At 32.6% G+C, this 23,245-nt stretch carries 24 protein-coding genes; 4 read left to right on the top strand and 20 right to left on the bottom strand.

The window, feature by feature from the left end; all coding sequences use genetic code 11:
* The first annotated feature begins 333 nt into the window (after positions 1-333).
* Complete coding sequence (gene trpS / locus FEF17_RS05575; protein WP_139001357.1) at positions 334-1,302, top strand: tryptophan--tRNA ligase; 969 nt, start codon at positions 334-336, stop codon at positions 1,300-1,302.
* Between the two features lie 19 nt (positions 1,303-1,321).
* Here the strand turns inward: trpS and dprA are convergent, their stop codons facing one another.
* Complete coding sequence (gene dprA, locus FEF17_RS05570) at positions 1,322-2,425, bottom strand: DNA-processing protein DprA (RefSeq protein WP_139001356.1); 1,104 nt, start codon at positions 2,423-2,425, stop codon at positions 1,322-1,324.
* Positions 2,426-2,527: 102 nt separating this feature from the next.
* On the opposite strand from dprA, the gene FEF17_RS05565 reads away from it, so the two are divergent.
* From FEF17_RS05565 to FEF17_RS05555, 3 genes are all read left to right on the top strand, one after another.
* The gene (locus FEF17_RS05565; RefSeq protein ID WP_344736065.1) at positions 2,528-3,868 is read left to right on the top strand and encodes an HU domain-containing protein; all 1,341 of its coding nucleotides are present in this window, start codon (positions 2,528-2,530) and stop codon (positions 3,866-3,868) included.
* Between the two features lie 86 nt (positions 3,869-3,954).
* A complete protein-coding gene (locus FEF17_RS05560) occupies positions 3,955-4,464 on the top strand; it encodes an acyl-CoA thioesterase (RefSeq protein ID WP_139001355.1) in 510 nt (169 codons plus the stop codon).
* A gap of 147 nt (positions 4,465-4,611) precedes the next feature.
* Positions 4,612-4,824: a DUF6515 family protein gene (locus tag FEF17_RS05555; RefSeq protein ID WP_139001354.1), complete on the top strand. Its 213-nt coding sequence runs from the start codon at positions 4,612-4,614 to the stop codon at positions 4,822-4,824.
* On the opposite strand, the gene FEF17_RS05550 is transcribed toward FEF17_RS05555, so the two are convergent.
* The 19 genes from FEF17_RS05550 to FEF17_RS05460 form a co-directional block, all read right to left on the bottom strand.
* Positions 4,825-6,048 (bottom strand): murein hydrolase activator EnvC family protein, encoded by a 1,224-nt coding sequence (locus FEF17_RS05550; protein WP_139001353.1) that lies wholly within the window; start codon positions 6,046-6,048, stop codon positions 4,825-4,827.
* Positions 6,048-6,824 carry a lipoprotein insertase outer membrane protein LolB1 gene (gene lolB1 / locus FEF17_RS05545; RefSeq protein ID WP_139001352.1) on the bottom strand — a complete coding sequence of 259 codons (777 nt, stop codon included), beginning with the start codon at positions 6,822-6,824 and terminating at the stop codon, positions 6,048-6,050. Before lolB1 ends, FEF17_RS05550 begins: the two co-directional genes overlap by 1 nt.
* Before the next feature lie 2 nt (positions 6,825-6,826).
* A complete protein-coding gene (locus tag FEF17_RS05540; protein WP_139001351.1) occupies positions 6,827-8,188 on the bottom strand; it encodes a tetratricopeptide repeat protein in 1,362 nt (453 codons plus the stop codon).
* A gap of 50 nt (positions 8,189-8,238) precedes the next feature.
* Positions 8,239-9,258: a sugar phosphate nucleotidyltransferase gene (locus FEF17_RS05535; RefSeq protein ID WP_139001350.1), complete on the bottom strand. Its 1,020-nt coding sequence runs from the start codon at positions 9,256-9,258 to the stop codon at positions 8,239-8,241.
* Between the two features lie 71 nt (positions 9,259-9,329).
* Positions 9,330-9,764, bottom strand: coding sequence for a dUTP diphosphatase (gene dut, locus FEF17_RS05530; protein ID WP_139001349.1), 435 nt, complete (start codon positions 9,762-9,764; stop codon positions 9,330-9,332).
* Positions 9,754-11,226 (bottom strand): lipopolysaccharide biosynthesis protein, encoded by a 1,473-nt coding sequence (locus FEF17_RS05525; RefSeq protein ID WP_139001348.1) that lies wholly within the window; start codon positions 11,224-11,226, stop codon positions 9,754-9,756. The genes dut and FEF17_RS05525 overlap by 11 nt, the downstream gene beginning before the upstream one ends.
* Positions 11,227-11,342: 116 nt before the next feature.
* A complete protein-coding gene (locus FEF17_RS05520; protein WP_139001347.1) occupies positions 11,343-11,849 on the bottom strand; it encodes a hypothetical protein in 507 nt (168 codons plus the stop codon).
* A gap of 118 nt (positions 11,850-11,967) precedes the next feature.
* Positions 11,968-12,828 (bottom strand): ATP synthase F1 subunit gamma, encoded by an 861-nt coding sequence (atpG, locus tag FEF17_RS05515; protein ID WP_139001346.1) that lies wholly within the window; start codon positions 12,826-12,828, stop codon positions 11,968-11,970.
* A gap of 45 nt (positions 12,829-12,873) precedes the next feature.
* On the bottom strand, positions 12,874-14,454 hold the full coding sequence (atpA, locus tag FEF17_RS05510) for a F0F1 ATP synthase subunit alpha (protein ID WP_139001345.1): 1,581 nt from the start codon (positions 14,452-14,454) through the stop codon (positions 12,874-12,876).
* A gap of 58 nt (positions 14,455-14,512) precedes the next feature.
* On the bottom strand, positions 14,513-15,049 hold the full coding sequence (gene atpH, locus FEF17_RS05505; protein WP_139001344.1) for an ATP synthase F1 subunit delta: 537 nt from the start codon (positions 15,047-15,049) through the stop codon (positions 14,513-14,515).
* Between the two features lie 7 nt (positions 15,050-15,056).
* Positions 15,057-15,557, bottom strand: coding sequence for a F0F1 ATP synthase subunit B (locus FEF17_RS05500; RefSeq protein ID WP_139001343.1), 501 nt, complete (start codon positions 15,555-15,557; stop codon positions 15,057-15,059).
* 87 nt (positions 15,558-15,644) lie between these two features.
* Complete coding sequence (gene atpE / locus FEF17_RS05495; protein ID WP_102756010.1) at positions 15,645-15,836, bottom strand: ATP synthase F0 subunit C; 192 nt, start codon at positions 15,834-15,836, stop codon at positions 15,645-15,647.
* Between the two features lie 43 nt (positions 15,837-15,879).
* Positions 15,880-16,953 carry a F0F1 ATP synthase subunit A gene (atpB, locus tag FEF17_RS05490; RefSeq protein WP_139001342.1) on the bottom strand — a complete coding sequence of 358 codons (1,074 nt, stop codon included), beginning with the start codon at positions 16,951-16,953 and terminating at the stop codon, positions 15,880-15,882.
* A gap of 196 nt (positions 16,954-17,149) precedes the next feature.
* Positions 17,150-17,536 carry a hypothetical protein gene (locus FEF17_RS05485; RefSeq protein ID WP_139001341.1) on the bottom strand — a complete coding sequence of 129 codons (387 nt, stop codon included), beginning with the start codon at positions 17,534-17,536 and terminating at the stop codon, positions 17,150-17,152.
* The gene (locus tag FEF17_RS05480) at positions 17,536-17,775 is read right to left on the bottom strand and encodes an AtpZ/AtpI family protein (protein ID WP_139001340.1); all 240 of its coding nucleotides are present in this window, start codon (positions 17,773-17,775) and stop codon (positions 17,536-17,538) included. The genes FEF17_RS05485 and FEF17_RS05480 overlap by 1 nt, the downstream gene beginning before the upstream one ends.
* Positions 17,726-18,151: a bactofilin family protein gene (locus tag FEF17_RS05475; RefSeq protein ID WP_139001339.1), complete on the bottom strand. Its 426-nt coding sequence runs from the start codon at positions 18,149-18,151 to the stop codon at positions 17,726-17,728. Before FEF17_RS05475 ends, FEF17_RS05480 begins: the two co-directional genes overlap by 50 nt.
* Positions 18,152-18,162: 11 nt before the next feature.
* Entirely contained in the window at positions 18,163-20,730 is a 2,568-nt protein-coding gene (porW, locus tag FEF17_RS05470; protein WP_139001338.1) for a type IX secretion system periplasmic lipoprotein PorW/SprE, read from the bottom strand.
* Positions 20,731-21,010: 280 nt separating this feature from the next.
* A complete protein-coding gene (locus FEF17_RS05465) occupies positions 21,011-21,706 on the bottom strand; it encodes an ABC transporter ATP-binding protein (protein ID WP_139001337.1) in 696 nt (231 codons plus the stop codon).
* 11 nt (positions 21,707-21,717) lie between these two features.
* Positions 21,718-23,196 carry a DUF5687 family protein gene (locus tag FEF17_RS05460; protein WP_139001336.1) on the bottom strand — a complete coding sequence of 493 codons (1,479 nt, stop codon included), beginning with the start codon at positions 23,194-23,196 and terminating at the stop codon, positions 21,718-21,720.
* Positions 23,197-23,245: the final 49 nt, after the last annotated feature.

Genomic DNA, 23,245 nt, shown 5'->3' with positions numbered 1-23,245 from the left:
TTATTCTTTATTAATTAGCGCTATTACTGGTTGGTTAGCTTGAAAGTTAATGAAAGGCGGTGGTTTTGGACTACTCCTTAATATCGTTATTGGTATTATTGGTGGTATTATTGGTAATTGACTTTTCGCTACTTTAGGCATTTTTTATGAATGGCATAATAGATGATATTTTAACAGTTGCAATAGGCCCTTCTGTTATCTTATTTTAGCTGTTTTATTTAAAAAATAAACCTTATTTAACAATTATACCCTAACTATAATTATAAAAAAGTGGATGATACCACTTTTTTTATTGCATAACTTATATTTACATTTGCGCTTTATATCAAACTTATGGCACGCATACTTACAGGTATACAAAGTACAGGAACACCACATTTAGGAAACATTTTAGGAGCTATAATTCCTGCCATTAAAATGGCTGAAAACCCAGAAAATGATTCTTATTTGTTCATAGCTAATCTTCATACCTTAACTCAAATTAAAGATGCTGATGTGCTTCGTGCAAACACCTATTCTACAGCCGCCGCTTGGTTAGCTTTTGGTTTAGATATTGATAAAACCGTATTTTACAGGCAAAGTGATGTGCCACAAGTAACAGAATTATCATGGTATTTAAGCTGCTTTTTTCCTTACCAACGCTTAACATTGGCACATAGTTTTAAAGATAAAGCTGATAGGCTTGAAGATGTAAACTCTGGCTTATTCACTTATCCCATGCTTATGGCAGCAGACATATTGTTGTATGACGCTAATATTATTCCTGTAGGGAAAGATCAATTACAACATATAGAAATGACTCGTGATGTTGCTTCTCGTTTCCATGCTAAAGTAGGTGAGACTTTTGTCCTTCCAGAAGGGAAAATTCAGGAAAGCACTATGCTTATTCCCGGTACAGATGGTGAAAAAATGAGTAAGAGTAGAAATAATATCATCGATATATTTTTAGATGATAAAAAACTGCGCAAGCAAATTATGGGTATTCAAACCGATAGCACACCCTTAGAAGAACCTAAAGATTGGAAAACTTGTAATTGCTTCGCCATTTATAAGTTATTGGCTACTGATTCGCAAATTGAAACCATGAAAGCAAATTATGAAAACGGAGGCTATGGATACGGTCATGCTAAACAGGCTTTGTTTGAACTTATTATTTCAACATTTGCTGCTCAACGAGAGAAATACAATTACTACATGAATAATCTTGCTGAGATTGATAAAGCTTTAGCCGTAGGTGCTGAAAAAGCAACGTTAGTAGCTGAGCAAGTTTTAAATAGAGTTAGAGCTAAGGTTGGTTATTAAAAAATATTCAGAAGTAAGCTTAAATAACTTCAAAAAGTTTGCCCGGTAAAGGTCTAACGATTCCCTTTAATTCTAAGTTTAATAAAGTACTTGACACTTTAAAAATTGGCAGATTGCAATTAATAGCAATAACATCCAATTGTTGCTTTTCGTTTTCTTTTAAATAATTATAAATTATTTTTTCAACATCATTTAATTCAACAAAAAGTTGTTTTTGTATTACAGGTTTTATTTTTTCTTCCAATTGCCAGTTCAATATATATGGAATATCTAAAGGCGTGGTAAGCATATGTGCTTTTTGATGTTTAATTAAATTATTACATCCAACACTCTGGCTATCTTTAGTTCTTCCCGGAACAGCAAAAACATCTCTGTTATACGAGTTAGCAATATCTGCTGTAACTAAGCTTCCTCCTTTTTCAGCAGACTCAATAACTATAGTTGCTTCACTTAACCCTGCAATAATTCGGTTTCTTTTTAAAAAATTGTTCCTATCAAAATTATCACTACTCCAAAAATCTGTAAAAAAACCTCCATTCTTTTCAACCTCAACCATATACTTTTTATGAACTTTAGGGTAGATTTGATTTAGTCCATGTGCTAAACACCCAATAGTTTGAAGTTTATTTTTAATAGCCGCTTTATGTGCCGTAATATCTGTTCCGTAGGCAAAACCAGATACAATTATAGGATTATAAGGCGATAAAGCTTCAACCAGTTCATCACAGAAGGCAATACCATTAGAAGTTATTTTTCTGGTACCAACAATACTAATAATATGTTTATTTCTAAGATCAACATTGCCAGAAGAAAACAATAAAATGGGTGCATCAATACAGTGTTTTAATTTTTCAGGATAACTATCATCTTGAAAATACGAAACGCTTATTTTATTATCATTAATAAAATCCATTTCCTTTTCAGCATCAACAAAATGACTCTTTTTGAACAATTCATTTAAAATAATTGTTCCGATACCATCAATTTTGAGTAAAGCTTGTTTTTTTTCTTTAAAAACAGCTTCTGCAGAACCACAATGCGCAATGAGTCTTTTGGCAAGAATATCTCCAACATTGGATACATGCTGTAATGCTAAATTGTGGAGCAAATTGGTTTCTGTCATCTTAAAATGTTGTTTTCAATGACAAGAAAAGAATTTTTAGACTGTTAATAAATACTTATACCTAAATTTTATCAGCTTGCATATTTTTTTAACTTTGTTTTTATGCAATTAGAAACCTACATAAGCGATTTACTTTACAGATACGAATGTGTTACTATTCCTAACTTTGGAGCATTTTTAACCAGACGTGTTTCAGCGACCATAGACGAGTCGTCCAATGCGTTTTATCCACCAAAAAAAATAGTTTCATTTAATGAGCAAATTCAAAAAAATGACGGCTTGCTTGCTCATTATATTGCTGAAATAGAGAAAATTCCTTTTGAAGTTGCTTCGAAAAAAATTGAGAAACGTGTTAAAATATTAAAGGCTTATTTAACACAAGGCGAAACACTAACTTTTAAAAATATTGGCGACATTGTTTTTAACGAAGATGGTAAAATTTTGTTCGACCCATCCTATCACCTTAATTACCTAACTGATTCTTTTGGATTATCTAAATTCGAATCTCCAGAAGTTACACGAGAGGTCTACAAGGAAACTGTTGAGGCGATTGAAAAAGTTACACCTATAACACTTACTCCCGAAAGGCGAAAAGCAAGACCTTATTTTAAATATGCGGCCGTTGCTTTAATAGCTTTAACAATGGGTGGTTTTGGAGCTTCAAAATATTATGTTAACCAAATTGAAACACATAATCACTTGGCTCAAGAACAAGCGACACAACAACTCGAGACCAAAATACAAGAAGCTACATTTAGCTTAAATCCTATACCAGCAATTACCTTAAATGTTAGTAAACAAAATGGTAATTACCATATTGTTGCTGGTGCATTTAGAATTGAAGAGAACTGCAACAAGAAAGTTCAGCAACTTAAATCTGAGGGCTATGCCGCCAGAAAAATTGGCGCTAATAAATATGGCTTACATCAAGTTGTTTATGCAAGTTATGAGAACAGAATTGAAGCTTTAAAAGCGCTTAGAAATATAAAAAAAACACATAATCAAGATGCTTGGTTAATGGTACAGAACTTGAATAAAGTGCATACCAACATTTCCAATATTAATAAAACGACTTATAAAACAGAGCAGTTTTCAAGTGCAAATATTAATGCCAATCCTGGTAAAGAACGTCAAGCCGAAATAAATTATAATAATGATTCTAATCCTAATATTATTCCAATAATTAAAGGTGCAGATAATTTGGAAAGTGGTTTTTATTCAATAATAGGAACATTTTCGAATGAAACTGAAAAAGATTTAGCTTTAAGTAAATTGACATCTGAAGGGCATACTAAAATTGGTTTCTTTTTTGATAATCACAGTCAAAAATATTACTTATTCAATGAGAAATTTTCAAATTTAGAAACTGCCAAAGAAGCCATTGTAGAGAAGGAATATTCTAAATTTGTTGATAAACTTTCTCTAGTGAAAGTTGAAAACTAAAGGATTTCTACTTAATTTTTCATAATTATTTTACTTCATTTATCCTTAAAAGGGTAGTACCTTTGTGCCATCTTTAAAAAAAAGGTATGAAAGCTAAAACACCTGAACAATCCAAAACCATAATGACAGATATGGTTTTACCCAGTGAAACCAATCCGATTAACAACTTATTTGGTGGCGAATTACTTGCTCGTATGGATAGAGCCGCGAGTATAGCGGCTAGAAGACATAGTAGACGTATTGTTGTAACAGCATCGGTTAATCATGTGGCATTCAATCGAGCTGTTCCACTAGGAAGTGTTGTTACGGTTGAAGCCAAAGTGTCTCGTGCCTTTAAAACTTCTATGGAAATATTTATCGATGTTTGGATGGAGGATCGCGAATCTGGAGCCAGAACTAAAGCCAATGAAGCTATTTATACTTTTGTTGCTGTAGATGAAACTGGACGGCCTATAGCAGTTCCTGAGGTGCTTCCTGAAACTGATTTAGAAAAAGAACGCTATGATGCTGCTTTGAGAAGAAAACAATTAAGTTTGCTTTTAGCTGGAAAAATAAAACCAAATGATGCTGTTGAGTTGAAAGCTTTGTTTGTTTAAATTACTTGAAGAAACTAACTTCTCTATACTAAATTCTTTGAAAATTTAACATGAAGCAACAACTCATAACATTAAGCGTTTTTGACTTGAATTAAACTTTTTTCAAACAATAAGGTCTTATAATAATAAACCCTAAATTTTATTATTATGAGAACTTATGTTATACTACTTTGTGCATGTTTTATTATTTCTTTATCATCTTGTGCTACACATGTTTCAACAAGACCAGCAAATGTAACTATAATAAAAAGTGCGCCTAAGCATCATAAAATTGTTCGTGTAAAAGGAAAAAGCTACTATTTTTGGAATGGAAAACATTACAAGAAAACACGCAGAGGTTTTGTTGTCGTGCGGGTTTAATTACATTTTATAAATCCAAGAGGAAGGGTTTTGTGTGGTGCTTTCTTTTGATACTACAAAACTCAAAATAGACTCGCCACTGCTGTTAGTATACACTTCTCCTATCTCTTGTTTGGTCGTTACCTTGTCGCCTTCTTTTACATAAACTTTAGATAAATTTTTATAAGTAGTTATGTAATTACCATGGCGAATCATTACCAACGGATTAACATTTTTCATTGTAACAATGGCAATTACTTCTCCATTAAAAACAGCGCGTGCCTTAGCGCCTTTCTCTGTAGCAATACGCACGCCATTACTCTTTATGGTTAATGATTTATTAATGGGATGTGGCTGCGACCCATATCTTACTTTAACATATCCTTTCTCAACAGGCCAAGGTAATTTTCCTTTGTTTGCAATAAAGTTTGAAGCTAATATTCTTTCTTCAGCAGTTAGCGCAAAACTGGTTGCTCTTTCAGACTTTCCTGCTTTTTTATTTGAACGAGCAATTGCCGCTTTTATAATTTTTTCAATTTCTCTATCTATTCTATTCGCCTCTCGCTGCTTAGCTCTTATTTCTGCTGTGTATTTGCTAATATTAGATTGAATAGATTTCATCAAATCTTGATGTTGCTTTCTTTCAGATTCTAGCGATTTTTGCGTTGCTCTATTGTCTGCAATTAACTTGTCTTTATCCTTTTTTTGTTGTTGCAATGATATGTTTACATCCTGCAACTCCTGTGTTTTTAGCTTAATAGATTCGCCTTGCTGCTTTTGATGATTAGTATACTGCTTAATATATTGTAAGCGCTTGTAAGCTTGTTTAAAATCGTTTGAAGACAATAAAAACATCACTCTACTTTGAGTATTCTTACTTTTATAAGATTTTACAATCATTGCGGCATAATCTTCCTTTAACTGTTTTAATTCATCACGGAGTAGTGTTATCTTTTTCTGATTAGAATTAATCTCTCGCGTTAAATAGTTTGCCTGTTGGTTTGTAACTTTAATAAGATTATTTAAGACACTAATTTTATAATTAAAATCTTCGATTAACGATAGTTCAGATTTCTCTTTTGATTTGTTTTCTGCTTGTAGTTGGTTTATTTTTTGAATTTCTCGCCTTAATTCCTGCCTTCTGTTTTCTAATTGTGTTTGCTTTTTACTTTGAGAAAAAAGTAGGCTGGTGAAAATCAAGAAAAATAAAAAAGGTAATTTATATCTGAATTTATGCTTCGTCATTAAAGTTTAATTTCATTATACCCAGAAGGGATTTTAAACGGAAACCTTAAATTTTCATTCAAAGAAACTCCTTTAAATTCTAAATCCAAAACCATTTCTTCATTGGCCTCAACTGCAATTACCTTAATACGTTCTGGCAAAACCTGTTTTTCTATTTCTTGATGTGCTATATAATCAATTTGTAGATGTCTAAACTCATTTGGCTGCGATATTTGTTGCGACTTAATTTTAAAATGAGAAGGGTTTAACAAATAGAAAATTTCAAAAATATCGAGTTGATTTTTTGGTTGAAGCGCATACGCCTCTTCATGTATAGAAACTTTATATGGTTCTTCTTTTAAATTAAACAAAGCCTCTCCAATAAGTAGGTTCTGAACTTTTTGAAAGTCTAAATCTGTTCCTAATAATCCACTTAAATAAGCATAATCGCCCTCAAAAAATGTATTATCTAGCTTGTTATAAAAACTTACTTTATCTGGTGTAATAAGTGCCTTGACTATAGAAATAGGCGTTGACATTAAAAGGATTTTTTTATCTTTTTCCAATCGCATATTCACAGTATAGCCTTTTACTTTTTCACCTTCAATAATATCTATTTTTACTCTTGAGGCGAGAGTTTTAAAATCTGGAGTTTTTTTGGCGTTCTCTTTAATGACTTGTTTCGCACTTAAATCAAAGTTAGCATGACCAGAACTAATTGTTTTGGAAGACTTGCAATTCGCTAATAAAATTGAAATCACTAATAAAATATAACTATGTTTTTTTAAGAAATCCATGTTTAATTAGAAGATTGAAGCTGTTTGGCTTTATCACTAAACGTTTTAGCCTTTGTAGTATTGTTTAATAATGTGTATGCCTTACTCAATTGAAGATAAAAATCTCCTTCCATTTTAGTGTCATCGATTATATAATCTAAGCCATCTTCAAGAACCTGAGTGGCCTCTTTTGGATTATTTAATTCATTTAATGCAACACCATTTATAAGATAAAATAAAGGTTGAGATGGGTATTTCACAAGTGCATCTTCACTTTGAGATTTTGCTAACTCAAACTGCTTTAAGTCTATTTTCAATAATAAAATACTACGTAGTACTTGAAAATTATTTGGTTCAATTTTATAGGCCTCTTCAAAGTACGAAAGTGCTTTTTCATTCTCCCCTTTTGTTAGGTAATACTGTCCTAATTCAATTAAAGACATTTTGTCGTTATTACTAGAAACTAATGCTGTAGCCTCCAAAAGATCTGATTCAAACTGAGGATTCTTTTTTACAAAATTTACAAAATCGGTTAAAACTTTAAGCTTAGCATCTGGTTTTATTTGAGTGCTTCTTAAAACAGTTTTCATTGAGTTTATAGCTTTATGGGTATCGTTATCCTCTAAATAAAACTTATACAATGCAAGATGTACTACTTGTGAATTGGGGTTGATTTTCAATAACTCTTTCGCTATTTGAAAAGCTTTTTCTTTCTCGTTGTTTTCACTATATCTAAATATTAATGCCAAATAGTTAGATTCTTTGTTAGGGTTTGTATTAAGGCGCTTTTCAAGATTTCTTATTTGGTCTTTCCTTCTACCCGTTAATTTATAAATCTTATTACGCATGGCGTCTCGCGTGAGCGAAACCCCTAAGTTTTCATCTAACTCATCCAAAAGCTCAAGAGCTTTGTCATATTTCTTTATCCTGATGTACAATGAAGCTAAGTCCTCTTTATAGTCGGGGTGATATTTAACCAACTGCTTTACAGTTTTTATGGCATTATCATAATCGTTTTGTTCTGCATAAAATCCATAAAGCTCATCTAAATACCATTCGTTGTCTGGTTCTTTGCTCACCGCCTTTTTTAACGCTTCTTCAGCAGAACGAAAGTTTTTGAGTTTATTATAATTCTTCCCTAATTCGAAATATAATACTGAGGCCGAATCATTTAATGCTATGCATTTTAATAAGGCTTCTGCTGAACGCCCATAGTTTTCAATCCCCTTCTGCTTAAGTGCTTCGTAAAAAAATTCTTGAAACTTATCTTCTACATCCCCCAAGTCATCTTTAGGTAGTTTATTGAAATCTACTTGAGCAAGAAAAAGCTGAGGAAAGAATATCAATCCAAAAAAGAAAATTAATATGTGTGATTTTTGCTTCATAAATAATGAGACGCTTCGACTGTCCTAGGCATGAAATTCTATTTCAAAAGTTATTCCAAAATTGAATAGTCTCCAATACTTATTGATGTGTAATTGCCGTCATACTTCACATGATTTCCAATCATCGCCTCATCTAAATTAGCATTTTTAATACTAGTATGGCTTTGTATTAAGCTATTTTTAACGATTGAATCTTCTACAGATGTATTATTACCAATTGATACGTAAGGCCCTATAGTTGAGTTTTTTAATGAAACATTTTCTCCTATAAAACAAGGTTCAATAATATTAGAATTATCAAACTTGGCAGAAGATGCTATTAACTGCTCTTCACCATCAGCCTTTATAAAGCTCAGCATTCTTTGATTTGTTTCAATGGTTATTGCTTTATTTCCGCAGTCCATCCACTCATCTACTGTACCTGTCTTAAAAATTTTGCCATCGGCCATCATACGTTTTATCCCATCATTAATTTGGTACTCCCCGCCATTCATAACATTTTTATCAAGGATTTCTTGTAATTTTTCTTTTAAAACGCCAACATCTTTAAAGTAATAAATCCCTATTACAGCTTGGTCGTTCACAAAAGATTCTGGTTTTTCAACAAGTTCAATTATCTCCTCATCTTCATTAAGCTTAACTACACCATAAGCTTCAGGATTATCTACCCTTTTAGTCCATATAACACTATCGGCCTTAGGGTCTAAGTCAAACTGAGCTCTTATTAATGTATCAGCATATGCAATTACAGCTGGACCAGATAATGAAGGCTTCGCACACATAATGGCGTGACCTGTGCCTAAAGGCTTATCTTGACGATATATAGATGCTTTGGCTCCTAAATCTTGCGCCAGCTCTTCTAAACTCGATACAACCTCATCTCCAAACCATGCAGGGTCACCGAGAATAAAAGCAATTTCTTCAATAGGTTGCTTTAATACTTTGGCAATATCTTTAACTAATCTGTGAACAATAGGCTGACCAGCTACAGGAATTAATGGTTTAGGTACAGTTAAACTATGAGGGCGAAGGCGCGAACCTCGGCCTGCCATGGGGACTATTATTTTCATTATTCAAACTTTTGTCATCCCATCGAAGGAGGGACTCTTTAATTATTAAATGTATTTTAGAAAGGCAACAATTACTTGGTTCCAGTACTCCCAAAACCGCCTTCGCCTCGAACTGTATCAGACAACTCTTGAACTTCCACCCACTCTGCACGATCATGTTTGGCAATTACTAATTGGGCTATACGTTCACCATTTTCAATGGTAAAATCTTCATTCGAAAGGTTTACTAAAATCACGCCTATTTCGCCTCTATAATCGGCATCAATTGTTCCTGGAGCATTTAAAACAGTTACACCTTTCTTGGCCGCTAAACCACTTCTAGGTCGCACTTGAGCCTCAATACCTACAGGAAGCTCAATAAATAATCCGGTTCCCACAATACTTCTCTCCAATGGCTTTAAAACTCTTTTTCCCGACAGGTTAGCTCGTAAATCCATACCTGCAGATGCTATGGTTTCATAGTGTGGTAAATCGTGATTGGACTTGTTTATTATTTTAATCTGCATTTCTTTTAATTAATAGTTGTTTAATTGCCTTCTTTTCAAGAAAGTAAACTAGTCCCAAAAATACAACTAACAGCGATATTCCTATCATATATTGGGTTCTAAATTGGTAAAATGATATTATTGAAAAAGATATAGAGATAAGTAAGTACAAGCCTATCTTTTTTAAGTTATAAGGAATTGGGTAATATTTTCTGCCAAAATAATAAGATAATCCCATCATAATAGAATACGCAAATAAAGTTGCTAAAGCCGATGCTTTATAACTATACTCTTTAATAAACAAAAAATTAATTATCAAAGTTACTACCGCTCCAATAATCGAAATATACATTCCGAACTTAGTTCGATCTGTAATTTTGTACCACACTGAAAGATTATGATATATTCCTAAACAAAAATTCGCAATAAGAATAATGGGGACTACCCACATAGCTTCCCAATACCCTTCGCTTCTAACAATAATTGGTTTTAAAACATCTGCAAAAACGACTACAGCTAATAAGATAACGGAGCCAAAGGCTACAAAAAACTCTAGTATTTTGGCGTAATTTTTTTGAGGGTTATCAGTTTTTGCATGACTGAAAAAGTACGGTTCAATCCCTAAACGATAGGCAGTTGCAAACAAAGTCATAAATAAGGCTATTTTATAACATGCCGAATACATTCCAATATCTGTTTCAGCCACATCTGCTGGTAATAATTCCTTTAATAAAATTCTGTCGAACGTTTCATTTATAGAAAAGGCAACACCTGCAATTAAAACAGGAAAGGCATATTGAAACATTGATTTCCATAACCTCTTATTAAATACATATTTAACTTTAGCATAAAATGGAAGCATAAGTAATAGGGTGATACCACTTGCAATTAAGTTTGATAAGAATATATAAGTGATTTCGAAATTAGGTTTATAAATACCCTTAAAAACTGATTCTCCAATAACCAGTTCTTTTAATGCTAGAAGGAAAAACAAGTTTAATCCTAAATTAATAACAACATTAAATATTTTAATAATGGCATAACGCATTGGTCTTTGAGTAGCCCTTAACCATGCAAATGGTATAATAACCAAAGCATCCAAAAGTAAAATCCAAATAACTAGATTAATATATTTAACATCGATATCAATATAATTGGCAATTTGCTCTTGAAATAATAATGCTAATACAAAAAAGCCAATTGAAGATATAATTAGTGACACTGTTGATGTCCCAGTTACTAACTCTTTATTTTCTTCTTTATTAAAGAATCTAAAGAATGCTGTTTCCATACCGTAAGCCAAAACCACATTAAATAAAACAAAATATGAAAAGATTACAGAAACTTCTCCGTACTCTGCTACTGAAGACAAAACGCCATCTGTAGTATAAAGCGGCACTAATAAAAAACTAAGCATTCGGGGTAATACCGTGGCTAAACCATAAATAAATGTTTGCTTAAAAAGTTTTTTAAATGCGCTCAAGTAGAGTTATTTTATCTAGCTAAAAGTACGTTTTTAGCTAACGTAAACCAAACTAGAAAAATTGAATTAACCCAATTATTAAATATCTCTTTAAAGACTTGTCTTCTTTAAAAAAATCAATTTCTAGGTGGTGCGCTTGGATAAAACTGCGCTTTCTTTTTAGTGATATCTGAGATTTTAAAATACTTCGTTCTTTTTCTATCTGTAAAACTTACAACGCATTCATCTTGCTTCAATTCAAATGGTATCTTTTGAGGCACCTCCGGCACTGGATTATTAAACTCTGCAGCAGGATCAGCACTCATAACAACATCTTTTTTTTGATTAGTTGATTTTTTAAAGCGCCCCACATAAAGCGACTTTGTCTTTCGCTCTAGTTGTACCTTTTTGCCTTGGAAATACACGCTATCTAAAACTAAATTATCCTTATTAGAAACTATAGGAATAAATAGATTTACTCCTGAACCTCCTCCTTCAATTCCTGCCACCCAACTTTGATAGCTAACTTGACCAATCTCCAGAGGAATTTCACCTTCCAGTATTTTAGTGCTTGCACATTGAGAGAAACTCATCATTACTAAAGATATAAAGAAAAACCCAAACACATTTTTTAATCGTTTCATAATACTTTCTTTTGGAGTTATAAATATACTTTATCCAAAATTAATGCCATAAAAAAAACCTCACTAAAAGTGAGGCTCATAATTTGAAATGCTAAAGCAAGTTCAGCATTTAGGCATATTAGTTATTCAACGCTTCTGCACCACCAACAATCTCAAGGATTTCATTAGTAATAGCCGCTTGACGTGCTTTGTTATAAGTTAACTTAAGCTGATCTCTTAACTCTGTAGCATTATCGGTTGCTTTGTGCATTGCAGTCATTCGAGCGCCATGTTCACTTGCAAAAGAATCTCTAATTCCTTTAAATAATTGTGTTTTTAAAGATTTTGGAATTAATTGCTCTACGATTTCAATCTTAGATGGTTCAAAAATATAATCTGCATTATTATTTACCTCGCCATCAACTGGAACAATTGGTAAAAACTGCTCAGTCATTACGATTTGAGTAGCTGCATTTTTAAACTTGTTGTAAACTATTTCAATTTTATCGAAATCACCTACAACAAACTTGGACATTAACTCTTCGGCTATTTCAGCAACATTATCAAAGGTTAAATCGTCAAAAACATCACTTTTATTAGCTATAACAATGTTTTGTTTTGAAAAGGCATCATTCGATTTTTTACCTATTGCATAAACAGACACATTTTTATCAGCATAAACATTGCTAATTAAATTTTGAGTTTGCTTAATGATGTTAGAATTAAAAGCTCCGCATAAACCTCTGTTAGAGGTAATAGCTACAACCAAAACATTTTTGACCTCGCGTTGTGTTGAAAATTTGCTTCCCGTATCTGCATCTAAAGTTGCGCTTAAGCTTTGTAAAAGCTCTGTAAGCTTATCTGCATAAGGACGCATTGCAGTAATAGCATCTTGGGCCTTCTTAAGCTTAGCAGCAGATACCATTTTCATGGCACTAGTAATCTGCATTGTAGAAGACACCGACGATATTCTGTTACGTATTTCTTTTAAATTGGCCATATTTTAAAATATGAAATAAGATTCCCTCTTTCGAGGGAATATTAATTATGCACTATATTTTCCAGATAAATCTTTAGCTACAGCCGTTAAAGTATCTGTTACTTCATCTGTTAATTTTCCTGCCTTAAGTGTAGCAAGTACACCCGCATGTTTAGCTTTTAAGAATTCTATGAAATCTCTTTCAAATTCTTTTACTTTTTCAACAGGAACGTTTCTTAATAAGTTTTTAGACCCAGCATATATAATTGCTACTTGATCTTCAACTTTAAACGGATCGTTTTGAGCTTGCTTTAAAATCTCAACGTTACGCTTTCCTTTTTCAATTACATTTAAAGTAACAGCATCTAAATCAGAACCAAACTTCGCAAACGCTTCTAATTCACGGAATTGCGCTTGATCTAATTTTAATGTTCCAGCTACTTTCTTCATTGATTTAATCTGTGCATTTCCACCAACACGAGATACAGAGATACCAACATTAATTGCTGGACGAACACCAGAGTTAAATAAATCACCATCTAAGAAGATTTGCCCATCTGTAATAGAGATTACATTTGTTGGAATATATGCCGATACGTCACCCGCTTGTGTTTCAATAATTGGTAAAGCAGTTAAAGAACCTCCACCTTTCACTAATGGTTTTAACGAATCTGGCAAATCGTTCATGTCCTTAGCAATATCATCATCATTGATAACTTTAGCAGAACGCTCTAATAAACGAGAGTGTAAGTAAAAAACGTCCCCTGGATACGCCTCACGTCCTGGCGGTCTTCTTAATAATAAAGATACCTCACGGTAAGCAACTGCCTGCTTAGATAAATCGTCATAAATAATTAAAGCTGGACGACCAGTATCTCTAAAATACTCACCAATGGCGGCACCTGCGAAAGGAGCATATACTTGCATTGGCGCAGGGTCTGATGCATTTGCTGCAACAATTGTGGTATAAGCTAAAGCGCCTTTTTCTTCTAATGTTTTAGCAATTAAAGCTACTGTTGATGCTTTTTGACCAACTGCAACATATATACAAAACACAGGCTCTCCAGCATCATAAAATTCTTTTTGATTTAAGATGGTATCTATACAAACTGCTGTTTTACCAGTCTGACGGTCTCCAATAACCAACTCACGTTGACCCCGACCTACTGGAATCATGGCATCGATAGATTTAATACCAGTTTGTAATGGCTCAGTTACTGGTTCACGGAAAATAACCCCAGGCGCTTTGCGCTCAAGTGGCATTTGATATGTCTTTCCAGAGATAGGTCCTTTACCATCAATTGGGTTACCTAAAGTATCTACAACACGACCAACAATGCCTTCACCTACATTGATAGAAGCAATTTTATCTGTACGTTTTACTGTCGAACCTTCTCTAACACCTACGGAAGCCCCTAATAATACGATACCTACGTTATCTTCTTCAAGGTTAAGAACAATACCCTCTAATCCGCCTTCGAATTCTACTAACTCACCATATTGAGCGTTAGCCAATCCGTAAGCACGAACAATACCGTCACCTACAGTTAATACAGTTCCTACCTCATCTAATGAAGCACTCGCTTCAAAACCTGAAAGTTGTTTTTTTAAGATTGCTGATATTTCAGCTGGTTTTACTTCTGCCATCTTTGTTTAGATATTAGACGTTAGACTTTAGATGTTAGACACCTTTCTCTAACTATTTTTAATTTAATGTAAATTCTCTTTTTAATTTGCTAAGTTGATTTGTAATACTTGCGTTATATTGCACATCTCCAACTCGTAAGATGAAACCTCCTAAAATGCTTTCATCTATAATATTTTCTATTTCAATATTTTTACCTGTAAGTTCCTTAGCTTTAGCTAAAACTTTCTTTTCCAACGCTTCTGTTAATGCTACAGCAGTAGTTACAGTTGCCAATTCAATACCTTTAGATTGATCGAATAACTGACTATATTTTGAAGCAACTTCGCTTAAAATATCGATTCGATTGTTACAAATTAAAGTATCTATAAGACTTAAAGTTGTTTTATTGGACTTCTTAAAAACATCTAACAAAATAGCTTTTTTAGTTGAAGAAGGAATTACAGGACTTTGAAGCATTTCACTTAATTCTTCATTTTTTGCAATAGCTTTAGAAATTGACTTCATATCCTTGTTCACGGCATCTGCCGATTTTCGATCTGATGCCAAACTTAATACTGCTTTTGCGTAACGTATTGCTGCTCTTGCTCCCGCCATTATACTATTAGTTTAATGATTTTTCACCCAACATAGTTTCAACCAATTTTAATTGCTTGTCCTTGTTAGATAATTCGGTACGCACTACTTTTTCTGCTATATCTAACGATAAACCAGCAACATGACTTTTGAGTTCTGCCATAGCTGCTTTCTTTTCGCTTTCAATAGCTGCTTGCGCTTGAGAAATCATTTTATTTGCTTGCTCCTGAGCTTCACCTTTAGCATCTTCAATCATTTTGTTCTTGATATCTCTTGCTTCTTTTAACATCGTCTCACGCTCAGCTCTAGCCTCCTTTAATAATTTTTGATTATCAGCCTGAAGGTTTTCCATTTCTAACTTTGCTTTTTCAGCAGAGTCTAATGCATTTTTAATACCCTCTTCTCTATCGTTTACAGAATCTAAAATTGGTTTCCAAGCAAATTTTCTTAACAAGAATACTAATGCTAAAAAAAGCACTGCCTGCCAAAAAAATAACCCTAATGAAAACCCTCCAAATAATTCTTCCATAATTACTTATAATATTTTTCTAAAAATTTCAATATAATATCAAAAAGAACAGCTATAACCAACCGTTATAGCTGTTTCTTGTTTGTCTTAAACTGCAAATAATGCAGCAAATCCAATACCTTCAATCAAAGCCGCTGCAATAAGCATAGCCGTTTGAATTTTTCCTGTAGCTTCAGGTTGACGTGCAATTGCTTCCATAGCAGAACCACCGATTCTACCAATACCGATACCGGCACCAATTACTACTAAACCTGCTCCTACGATAGCTGGAATTTCCATAATATATATAATTAAAAATTAAACATTCAATTTATAATAACACTTAATGATGATCGTGCTCTTCCACTGCCATTCCAAAATAAAGTGCCGATAATACTGTAAAAATATATGCTTGTAAAGCTGCAACTAGCAACTCTAAAATACCTAAAACAAACGCTAGCAAAAATGATAGTGAACTTCCTAACCAATTGTTAAAGATGAACATCATACCTATAATACTCATTAAAACTACGTGACCTGCAGTAATGTTAGCGTATAAACGAATCATTAACGCAAATGGCTTAATGATTGTGCCTAATAATTCTATTGGTGCCAAAATAATTTTCATTGGCACAGGTACACCTGGCATCCAGAAAATATGTTTCCAATAATTTTTATTACCCGAAAATGTGGTGATAAAATATGTTATAAGTGCTAAACACAATGTAACCGCAATATTATTGGTTACATTCATTCCAATTGGTGTAAGTCCAAATAAGTTTACAATCCAAACAAAAAAGAATACGGTTAACAAATAACTCATATAACGTTTGTAATGCTTCTCTCCAATATTTGGTATTGCTATTTCATCTCGAACATAAAGCACAATAGGTTCTAAGAAACGTCCCATACCTTTTGGCATACCATTGTTTTTCTTATAGGATTTAGCCATTCTGCTAAACATAAAAAACATGATTGCAAAAACTATCATTATTAAAACCACATTCTTAGTAATTGAGAAATCTAAAGGCTTTGCATTTGTTGGATGATGTTCGGCATCATAATTAATAGTACCGTTAGCATCTGTTTTGTATACCTTATTGTGATAAAGCTTATAATAATCTCCACCTACCTCGGCAATGGTTTCACCATGATGAAATTTAGAAGAAGAAAATACTTTTAACCCATTATCCCAGAGTATTACTGGTAAAGAAAAACCAAAATGTTTTTCACCATTCTCATATGAAAACAGATTAAAGTCGTAAGAGTCTAATAAGTGGTGTTGAACGTATTCTTTGATTTCTGTTCTTAAATCAGAACCAGATTCACTATGCTGTTTATCTTCTTTTCCGTAAGAAACAAAGGTTAATAAAAGCAATAATAATGTAATTGGTTTTAAAGATATTTTTCTTCGCATATCTCTCTATATAATAGTGGCTTAAAAATCGGTGCAAAGGTAGGTTTTTATCTCAAAAACAAAAACTATTTTATCTTTTATTTGAATTGACTATGTATATTGATTTATCTATTGAAAAACACCCGAGAAAAAGGGGTTTTTATTGTGCTATATTCTTAATTATCAAGATAATTATAAAAAACTATTAAAATGATAATTAGGACACTTTGTTAAGCCACTTACTTAGACTCACGGTTTCTAAAATTAAACCTAAAACATAAGGCGCAAAAAAGGCAGCAAACTCAAGTTTAGTAATTTCTCCATCTTCTTTATAAAAAGGGTAAAATACAATGAAGAAAACTGCAAATTTTAGAAAGCTTCCTATTAAAAATAAAAAACCTAATTGACTTGTATATTTATCCTTCAATAAATATAGCACTCCAAAAACAACAATAACCAGTGTTAAATTTATAATATAAGATGCTATAATTTTATTCTCAAACAACGGAAGGTTTAAAAATTTTAATACGCCTAAGTGAAATCCAAAAGCTACTACTAAAAGTAAAATTACTTTTATACTAAAACTAATAAAAGGGTTTTGCATTAATATTTAATTCGGTTGACTTGTTTGAGAACTGCATAAAGTGATATGCCTACACCAAGAAGTGTCATTATTATAATAAATTGCTTATCACCTTCATTAAACTTATTATCCAGCCATTTACCTAAGAGTACGAACAAATAAATGGTTACACCCATTTGTAAACCAATACCCGATAATATAGCAACGTTTTTAAGCTGTTTTTTCTGATTCTGGTTTTTGTTGCCTTTGTTGTTGGCCATTATTCATTTCTTTTACAGCACCTTTCATCATGCATGTTACATTAAATGTTGCTCCTGGTTCAACGGCCAACTTACCAACAACTACTTCGCCTTCAATATGCGCTGCAGATTTTAAGGTTAAGGTTCCTGAAAGTGCTAGTTTTCCGGAAAACTTACCTTCAAAATACGCATCAGTTCCTTGAAGCGTGCCTTTGATATAACCTTTTTTACCAACTACTACTTTTCCGGATGTTTTTATATTACCTTCTATAATGCCGTCTATTCTAAAATCGCCCTCACTATTAAGATCGCCAACAATTTTAGTGCCTTGAGCAATAAGGTTTTGATTGGATGTTCCTTCTACCATGTTTTTGTCTTTTTTATTATCAGAGAACATAATATTGTTTACTAATTAGTATTTGTACTTAAATATGTATCCAAATTTTTATGAATTTGAATAATTTGATAATTCGAAGAAGACACAGCAAAATAAGGTTTTGCTATTTTGCGCCACTCTTCTTCAGCTAGCAACTGATCAAACGTTTTTGCTAATTGTTCATTTTTTAATCCATGAACAAGTACAAGCGTTGTTTTAGGGTCATAAACATCTAAAGATGCTTTTAAATTATAATATTTAATGTTCTTTAGAACACTAATAAGTGTGTCCTTAAAGGTAGTGATTTTTGAAGATTCTGAATTATCAAATTTAAAAACAACTTTATAATTCTGTACAATGCTATCACTCGCCTCGACAAACTCCGAATTAGCTATTTGAGGAATCAATTTAGATTTGATCTCTTGAGCCTGCTTGCCTTCTGGTGTGTTTGCATAAGTAACGGCTACAAAATTAATAGCTTCACTATATGGTTTATACCCATATAAACGGCCTGTTGCAGTTGCTTTTAACAATTCAAACTTGGCAACAATAGACTCCCCATCGAAAGCCGTAATGTATTCTTCGCATTTAGAAATAACCTCAGCATATTTTTGATTTTCATGCTGTTCATAAAGTTTTTCATATAGATTTTCAGGACTATTATCGTCCGCAGAAGCTGCTAATTCAGGGTTATTTAAAATAGTCGCGTACCTTGAGTCTGGGTAGTTTGATACAATATCATTTTTTGCTATTTGGGCTTCATCATTCTCTCCCAGTAATTCATAGAGCTTAAAAAGGTTGTATTTTGAAGGTAAAATTAATCGCTCCTCTGGATTGCTTTTCAATAAATTCTGAAACTTACTTTTTGAAAGTTCATATTCTTTAAACTTCTCTTTATAAATTAAGCCTAATTGATAGTAGGCAAAGTTTCTTTCTTTTGATATACTATCGATTTCCTTTTCTTCTGACGGCAATGCAGAAATATAAAACTGAGGGTCATAGCGTTCTTCTTCTGAAGCTGAAGCTACAATATCACCTCCTAAAATATTTCCAGATCCTCCAGAACTGCTTTTGTTAGACCATCTCCAATTATCTTCTAAAGTTCTATTTCCCCAAATTTTCACAAACTCATTCTTACCATAAGCCACAGTGGTAGGGTTGTAAAAGTAAAATGACGTATTCTGCCCTGGTAATCCAGGATTTCCGGGATTAGATGGTTGCCCACCAATGTTATTGTTAACTGTAATAATGCCTTTATTTCGTTCAGCTGCCTCTCGTTTTTCCTGAGCTTCTTCAGCAGCAGCTTTTAAATCATCGGCAAATTCTTGGAAAAAAGCTAATCTTTCAGCTTCTGGCATATTTACCAAATGTAAAATGCTGTCGTTTACTTGTGCTATATCTTCATAATAAATAACATCATCAAGGTTATCTCTTTTTTTCTTAATAACCCGGTATGATTTAGAATTAACAACCAAATTTGTCATGGTACTATCGAAATAAGCTCCGGCATCTCTGTATAGCGAAACATCAAAATTCATGTTACCAAGTGTCTCGTAATTCTTTGCTCTCAATAATTTATCAGGCGTATTTGTACGGAGCGATTTATTATAGTAAGCAACTGCCAAAGAATCGGATTTATTTTTTAAATGATACTCTGCAATTTGATGATATATCTTATCTAAATAAGGTCTGTTTTCTCTATTCTCTTCTAAATCTGTAAGATGCTCAAGAAGTAATTGCTTATCACCATTAGAGTAATCGAAATTTTTAATTTTTTCAATATGCGCAGCAATCATGTAAATACGTGGTGTCTTTCGGTTAAGTTCTATAACCTTATCAAAAGCAATATTAGCACTATCCTTATAACCTAATTGATTATATAATTGTCCTTGAATGAATTTATAACGTCCGCGTTCATCATTACTTTTTGTGGCATCTGCCGCAATTTCTAATAGCGTAATGGCTGTGTCAACAACTTTAGTGTTTAAATACGCTTGTGCTAACATAGAAGTGGCATCGGCTAAATCTTGATCTTCAAGTTCTTCTTGCTTTAAAAGACGCTTTAAATTATCAATTGCCAACTCTTCATTCTCTAAACGAATATTGGTTTTTTCTCTCCAAATTTTGGCTTGGTTTATTTTATCGCTTGCCGGATATTTATAAAGAATAAAATTGAAAGCTTCCAAGGCAGGAACGAACCGTTGGTCAAAATAACGGCATTTTCCGAGTAGTAAGTAGGCTTCATCTATTTGAGGGTTTTTCTCTTTCCCTCCTATATTCATACTGTGCTTTTGAATGGCTTTTACAGCCTTTTCCTCTGCACGACTAAAACTTTCATTTTTTGATTGTCCTGGTAAAACAACATCATCAAAAACCTCCAAACGCTCTATTGGCAATACTTCCCAGTAATTATCTTGATAATCATCGTTAAGATCATTACGCCCTTCTTCTAATGCAATATACCCATTGTAAAGCGCATTAAATTCTGCGGTAACAGCATGGTAATTTCTGCTAATAAAATTGTCTTTTTTTCTAGAACAACTCCCTAGGATAAATATGGAGCATACTAAAGCTAGTATGGCTTTAATAGATGTTTTCAATACCTGATTATTTGGTTAAGACCAATTTAGTTGCAAAAATAACATATTCAAACTTGTTCATTTTTTATTCTATAACGCTATGATTGATTTTCATACTATTTGTTATGTAAATCATGAATAAGGAAATAGAATAAAAAAGCAACGTCGTTTTCTGTATGTCTTTTTGCAATCAAATCGGTATGATAAATAACTGCAAACACTTACATATATTATGTAAGTAGGTAAAAATAAGCATCTTTTTCGATTAACCTATAAAATGCGGTCTAATTTGGAGAAAGACTTAGTTTGCAAAATGTGATTCTAACTCTTTTAAAGTGGCCGCACTTGTAACCAAATCTTTAACTAATTCGCCTTTATCAAGAACTACTATACGCTCACAAACATCGGTAATATGTAATAAATCGTGACTCGAAATTAGTACGGTCACATCTCTATTTTCAGTAAGTCCTTTTATGATTTCCTTCAGACGAATTTGGGTAGTTGGATCTAAATTAGCAAATGGCTCATCTAGAATAATAACCTCTGGATTCCCTATCAAAGCAGCTACAATACCAGCTTTTTTTTGATTTCCTTTACTTAAATCGCGTAAGTATTTCTTCTGACCCAAAATTTCTCCATGAAAAAAATCTTCAAATTGACCAACCAATTTATCAACATCGGCTTTATTCTGACCTCTTAATTCACCAATGAAATAGAAATACTCTTCGGGGGTTAAATACCCTATCAAAAAACTTTCATCTATAAATGCAGCAGTGAAAGGTTTCCAAGCTTCACTTTTATTTACTTGAATGTCATTGCTTTTTATAAAGCCTGTTGTTGGTTGAATTAAATCTAAGAGTAAACTGAAATAGGTTGTTTTTCCAGCACCGTTGTTTCCAACTAGTCCAAAACTTTGTCCTCGCGGAATCTCCAAAGATTCAATATTTAATACTTGATTTCCTGAATATGTTTTTGATAAATTAGATGTTGATATCATGATATGTTTTATTAATTATTTTGATTAAATGCCCCAATCATTTTATACTTTGATTCTAAATATTTTGACGTGATTGCTTTCATGATTTTTTGATGAAAAACAACACCAATAATCCCAAGTAAAATGAGCACTAAGCAGGCTATCTCAAAACTTATAAGAAAATAAAATATTGCAAATAAGCCCATAGGTAATATGAGCAAAGGGATTCCTATAACCCATTGGACTGCTCCTGTACCCTGATAGTTAAAAGCGGCTTTTTGACTCAGATCTATTTTTTTTCTATTAAACGATCCACCATAAAGTATTACATGTGTATTAACCCCAATGTTATAAATTGCGGCTGCAAAATGAGCGAATAATATTTTCCACCCAAAAAAGACATAAGGAATTCCAAGTATAAATAATATACCAACACTTACTGCCATTAATGTGAATTTAGATTTAAGATACTGTTCGTATTTAATATTTTGACTCATTAACAATTTGTAATATCCGCTGTCCCAGGCTGGAATAAATTGCCCAAAATTTATAAGGAAAATACCAGTAGAAAACACACCAATAAAAACAAAAAACCATGGCATTCCTTGGTAAGTTGGTTGTGGATAAAAAAATAGGCCGTATAGCAACCCTATAGCTAACATCCATACCGAAGATTTTGTTCGCTTATTTCTCCAAATAAGTTTTAAATCTAACTGCATAAAAGGAGCAATATCTCCGAAATTTTTAGTCCAATCGAGGTTTGATGCATTTACTTCTTTAATCTTTGCTTTTAATCCACTGTCTAAGAAAAGCTTATTTCTTAATATTTTAAAGTTATAGATGTAAAGCCCTATCAATATTAATAGTGGAACTATCAATAAAACTGGATTATTTGAAATAGCCGATATTCCTTTTGATAAAGCTCCTGCAATATTTACAAAACCAAAATAATTTAAGCTATACAATGCACCGACTAGCACAATTATTGGTAAAAATGATAATTCTGTTTCTGCCGATAAGCTTTCAATAATAAAATTGAGAAAGTTGTTAATTAGGGTCAATAATATCATTGTTATAACCCAAATTAAAATAGGTGACCCATCATATCCGCTATAAATTAGTTTAATACTAAATGGAATAACGGCAAATAGTGGCAAGAAATTTATAAAAGAAATTGCAGATTTTCCCAAAACATAATTAACAATCGACTTTCTTTTTATGGGAAGAGTAAGTAACGGTTTAACGCTCATTACTGGAAGTTTTTGAAAAAAAAATCTAACTAAAAGATCTCCTAAAATCCAAAAGAAAATTAATCCATTAAAAGCAACTAAAGGGTCTATATCTGGATAAACCTTTTTCAAAATTTTATCCATAAAAAACCCTATGAATAAAAACATAGACATAAAATAAAGAGCTAGTAAACCCATAAATATTTTTATTCCTAGACTTTTTCCAAAACTTGCCGATCTAAAAAAAGATTTCCACTCTAAACTTAAGAACCGATTTATCATTTTTTGTTTAGTTTGAATTATTATGAATTAAATTCTTCGTGTTAGTAAT

The sequence above is a fragment of the Hyunsoonleella aestuarii genome (assembly GCF_006148925.1).
Lineage (GTDB): Bacteria > Bacteroidota > Bacteroidia > Flavobacteriales > Flavobacteriaceae > Algibacter_D > Algibacter_D aestuarii.
Note: the sequence above shows the minus strand (reverse complement) of the source record. Positions and strands in the feature narration are given on the sequence as shown.

Bases quoted from the DNA above. Each gene is read 5' to 3' on its own strand.
- FEF17_RS05565 (WP_344736065.1), top strand. From the start codon at position 2,528: ATGCAATTAGAAACCTACATAAGCGATTTACTTTACAGATACGAATGT.
- dut (WP_139001349.1), bottom strand. From the start codon at position 9,764: ATGCAGATTAAAATAATAAACAAGTCCAATCACGATTTACCACACTAT.
- lolB1 (WP_139001352.1), bottom strand. From the start codon at position 6,824: ATGGATTTCTTAAAAAAACATAGTTATATTTTATTAGTGATTTCAATT.
- atpG (WP_139001346.1), bottom strand. From the start codon at position 12,828: ATGGCCAATTTAAAAGAAATACGTAACAGAATATCGTCGGTGTCTTCT.
- FEF17_RS05555 (WP_139001354.1), top strand. From the start codon at position 4,612: ATGAGAACTTATGTTATACTACTTTGTGCATGTTTTATTATTTCTTTA.
- atpA (WP_139001345.1), bottom strand. From the start codon at position 14,454: ATGGCAGAAGTAAAACCAGCTGAAATATCAGCAATCTTAAAAAAACAA.
- FEF17_RS05480 (WP_139001340.1), bottom strand. From the start codon at position 17,775: ATGGCCAACAACAAAGGCAACAAAAACCAGAATCAGAAAAAACAGCTT.
- atpE (WP_102756010.1), bottom strand. From the start codon at position 15,836: ATGGAAATTCCAGCTATCGTAGGAGCAGGTTTAGTAGTAATTGGTGCC.
- atpH (WP_139001344.1), bottom strand. From the start codon at position 15,049: ATGGCGGGAGCAAGAGCAGCAATACGTTACGCAAAAGCAGTATTAAGT.
- dprA (WP_139001356.1), bottom strand. From the start codon at position 2,425: ATGACAGAAACCAATTTGCTCCACAATTTAGCATTACAGCATGTATCC.
- FEF17_RS05465 (WP_139001337.1), bottom strand. From the start codon at position 21,706: ATGATATCAACATCTAATTTATCAAAAACATATTCAGGAAATCAAGTA.
- FEF17_RS05535 (WP_139001350.1), bottom strand. From the start codon at position 9,258: ATGAAAATAATAGTCCCCATGGCAGGCCGAGGTTCGCGCCTTCGCCCT.
- FEF17_RS05540 (WP_139001351.1), bottom strand. From the start codon at position 8,188: ATGAAGCAAAAATCACACATATTAATTTTCTTTTTTGGATTGATATTC.
- FEF17_RS05485 (WP_139001341.1), bottom strand. From the start codon at position 17,536: ATGCAAAACCCTTTTATTAGTTTTAGTATAAAAGTAATTTTACTTTTA.
- FEF17_RS05550 (WP_139001353.1), bottom strand. From the start codon at position 6,048: ATGACGAAGCATAAATTCAGATATAAATTACCTTTTTTATTTTTCTTG.
- FEF17_RS05520 (WP_139001347.1), bottom strand. From the start codon at position 11,849: ATGAAACGATTAAAAAATGTGTTTGGGTTTTTCTTTATATCTTTAGTA.
- FEF17_RS05560 (WP_139001355.1), top strand. From the start codon at position 3,955: ATGAAAGCTAAAACACCTGAACAATCCAAAACCATAATGACAGATATG.
- FEF17_RS05460 (WP_139001336.1), bottom strand. From the start codon at position 23,196: ATGATAAATCGGTTCTTAAGTTTAGAGTGGAAATCTTTTTTTAGATCG.
- trpS (WP_139001357.1), top strand. From the start codon at position 334: ATGGCACGCATACTTACAGGTATACAAAGTACAGGAACACCACATTTA.
- atpB (WP_139001342.1), bottom strand. From the start codon at position 16,953: ATGCGAAGAAAAATATCTTTAAAACCAATTACATTATTATTGCTTTTA.
- FEF17_RS05475 (WP_139001339.1), bottom strand. From the start codon at position 18,151: ATGTTCTCTGATAATAAAAAAGACAAAAACATGGTAGAAGGAACATCC.
- FEF17_RS05500 (WP_139001343.1), bottom strand. From the start codon at position 15,557: ATGGAAGAATTATTTGGAGGGTTTTCATTAGGGTTATTTTTTTGGCAG.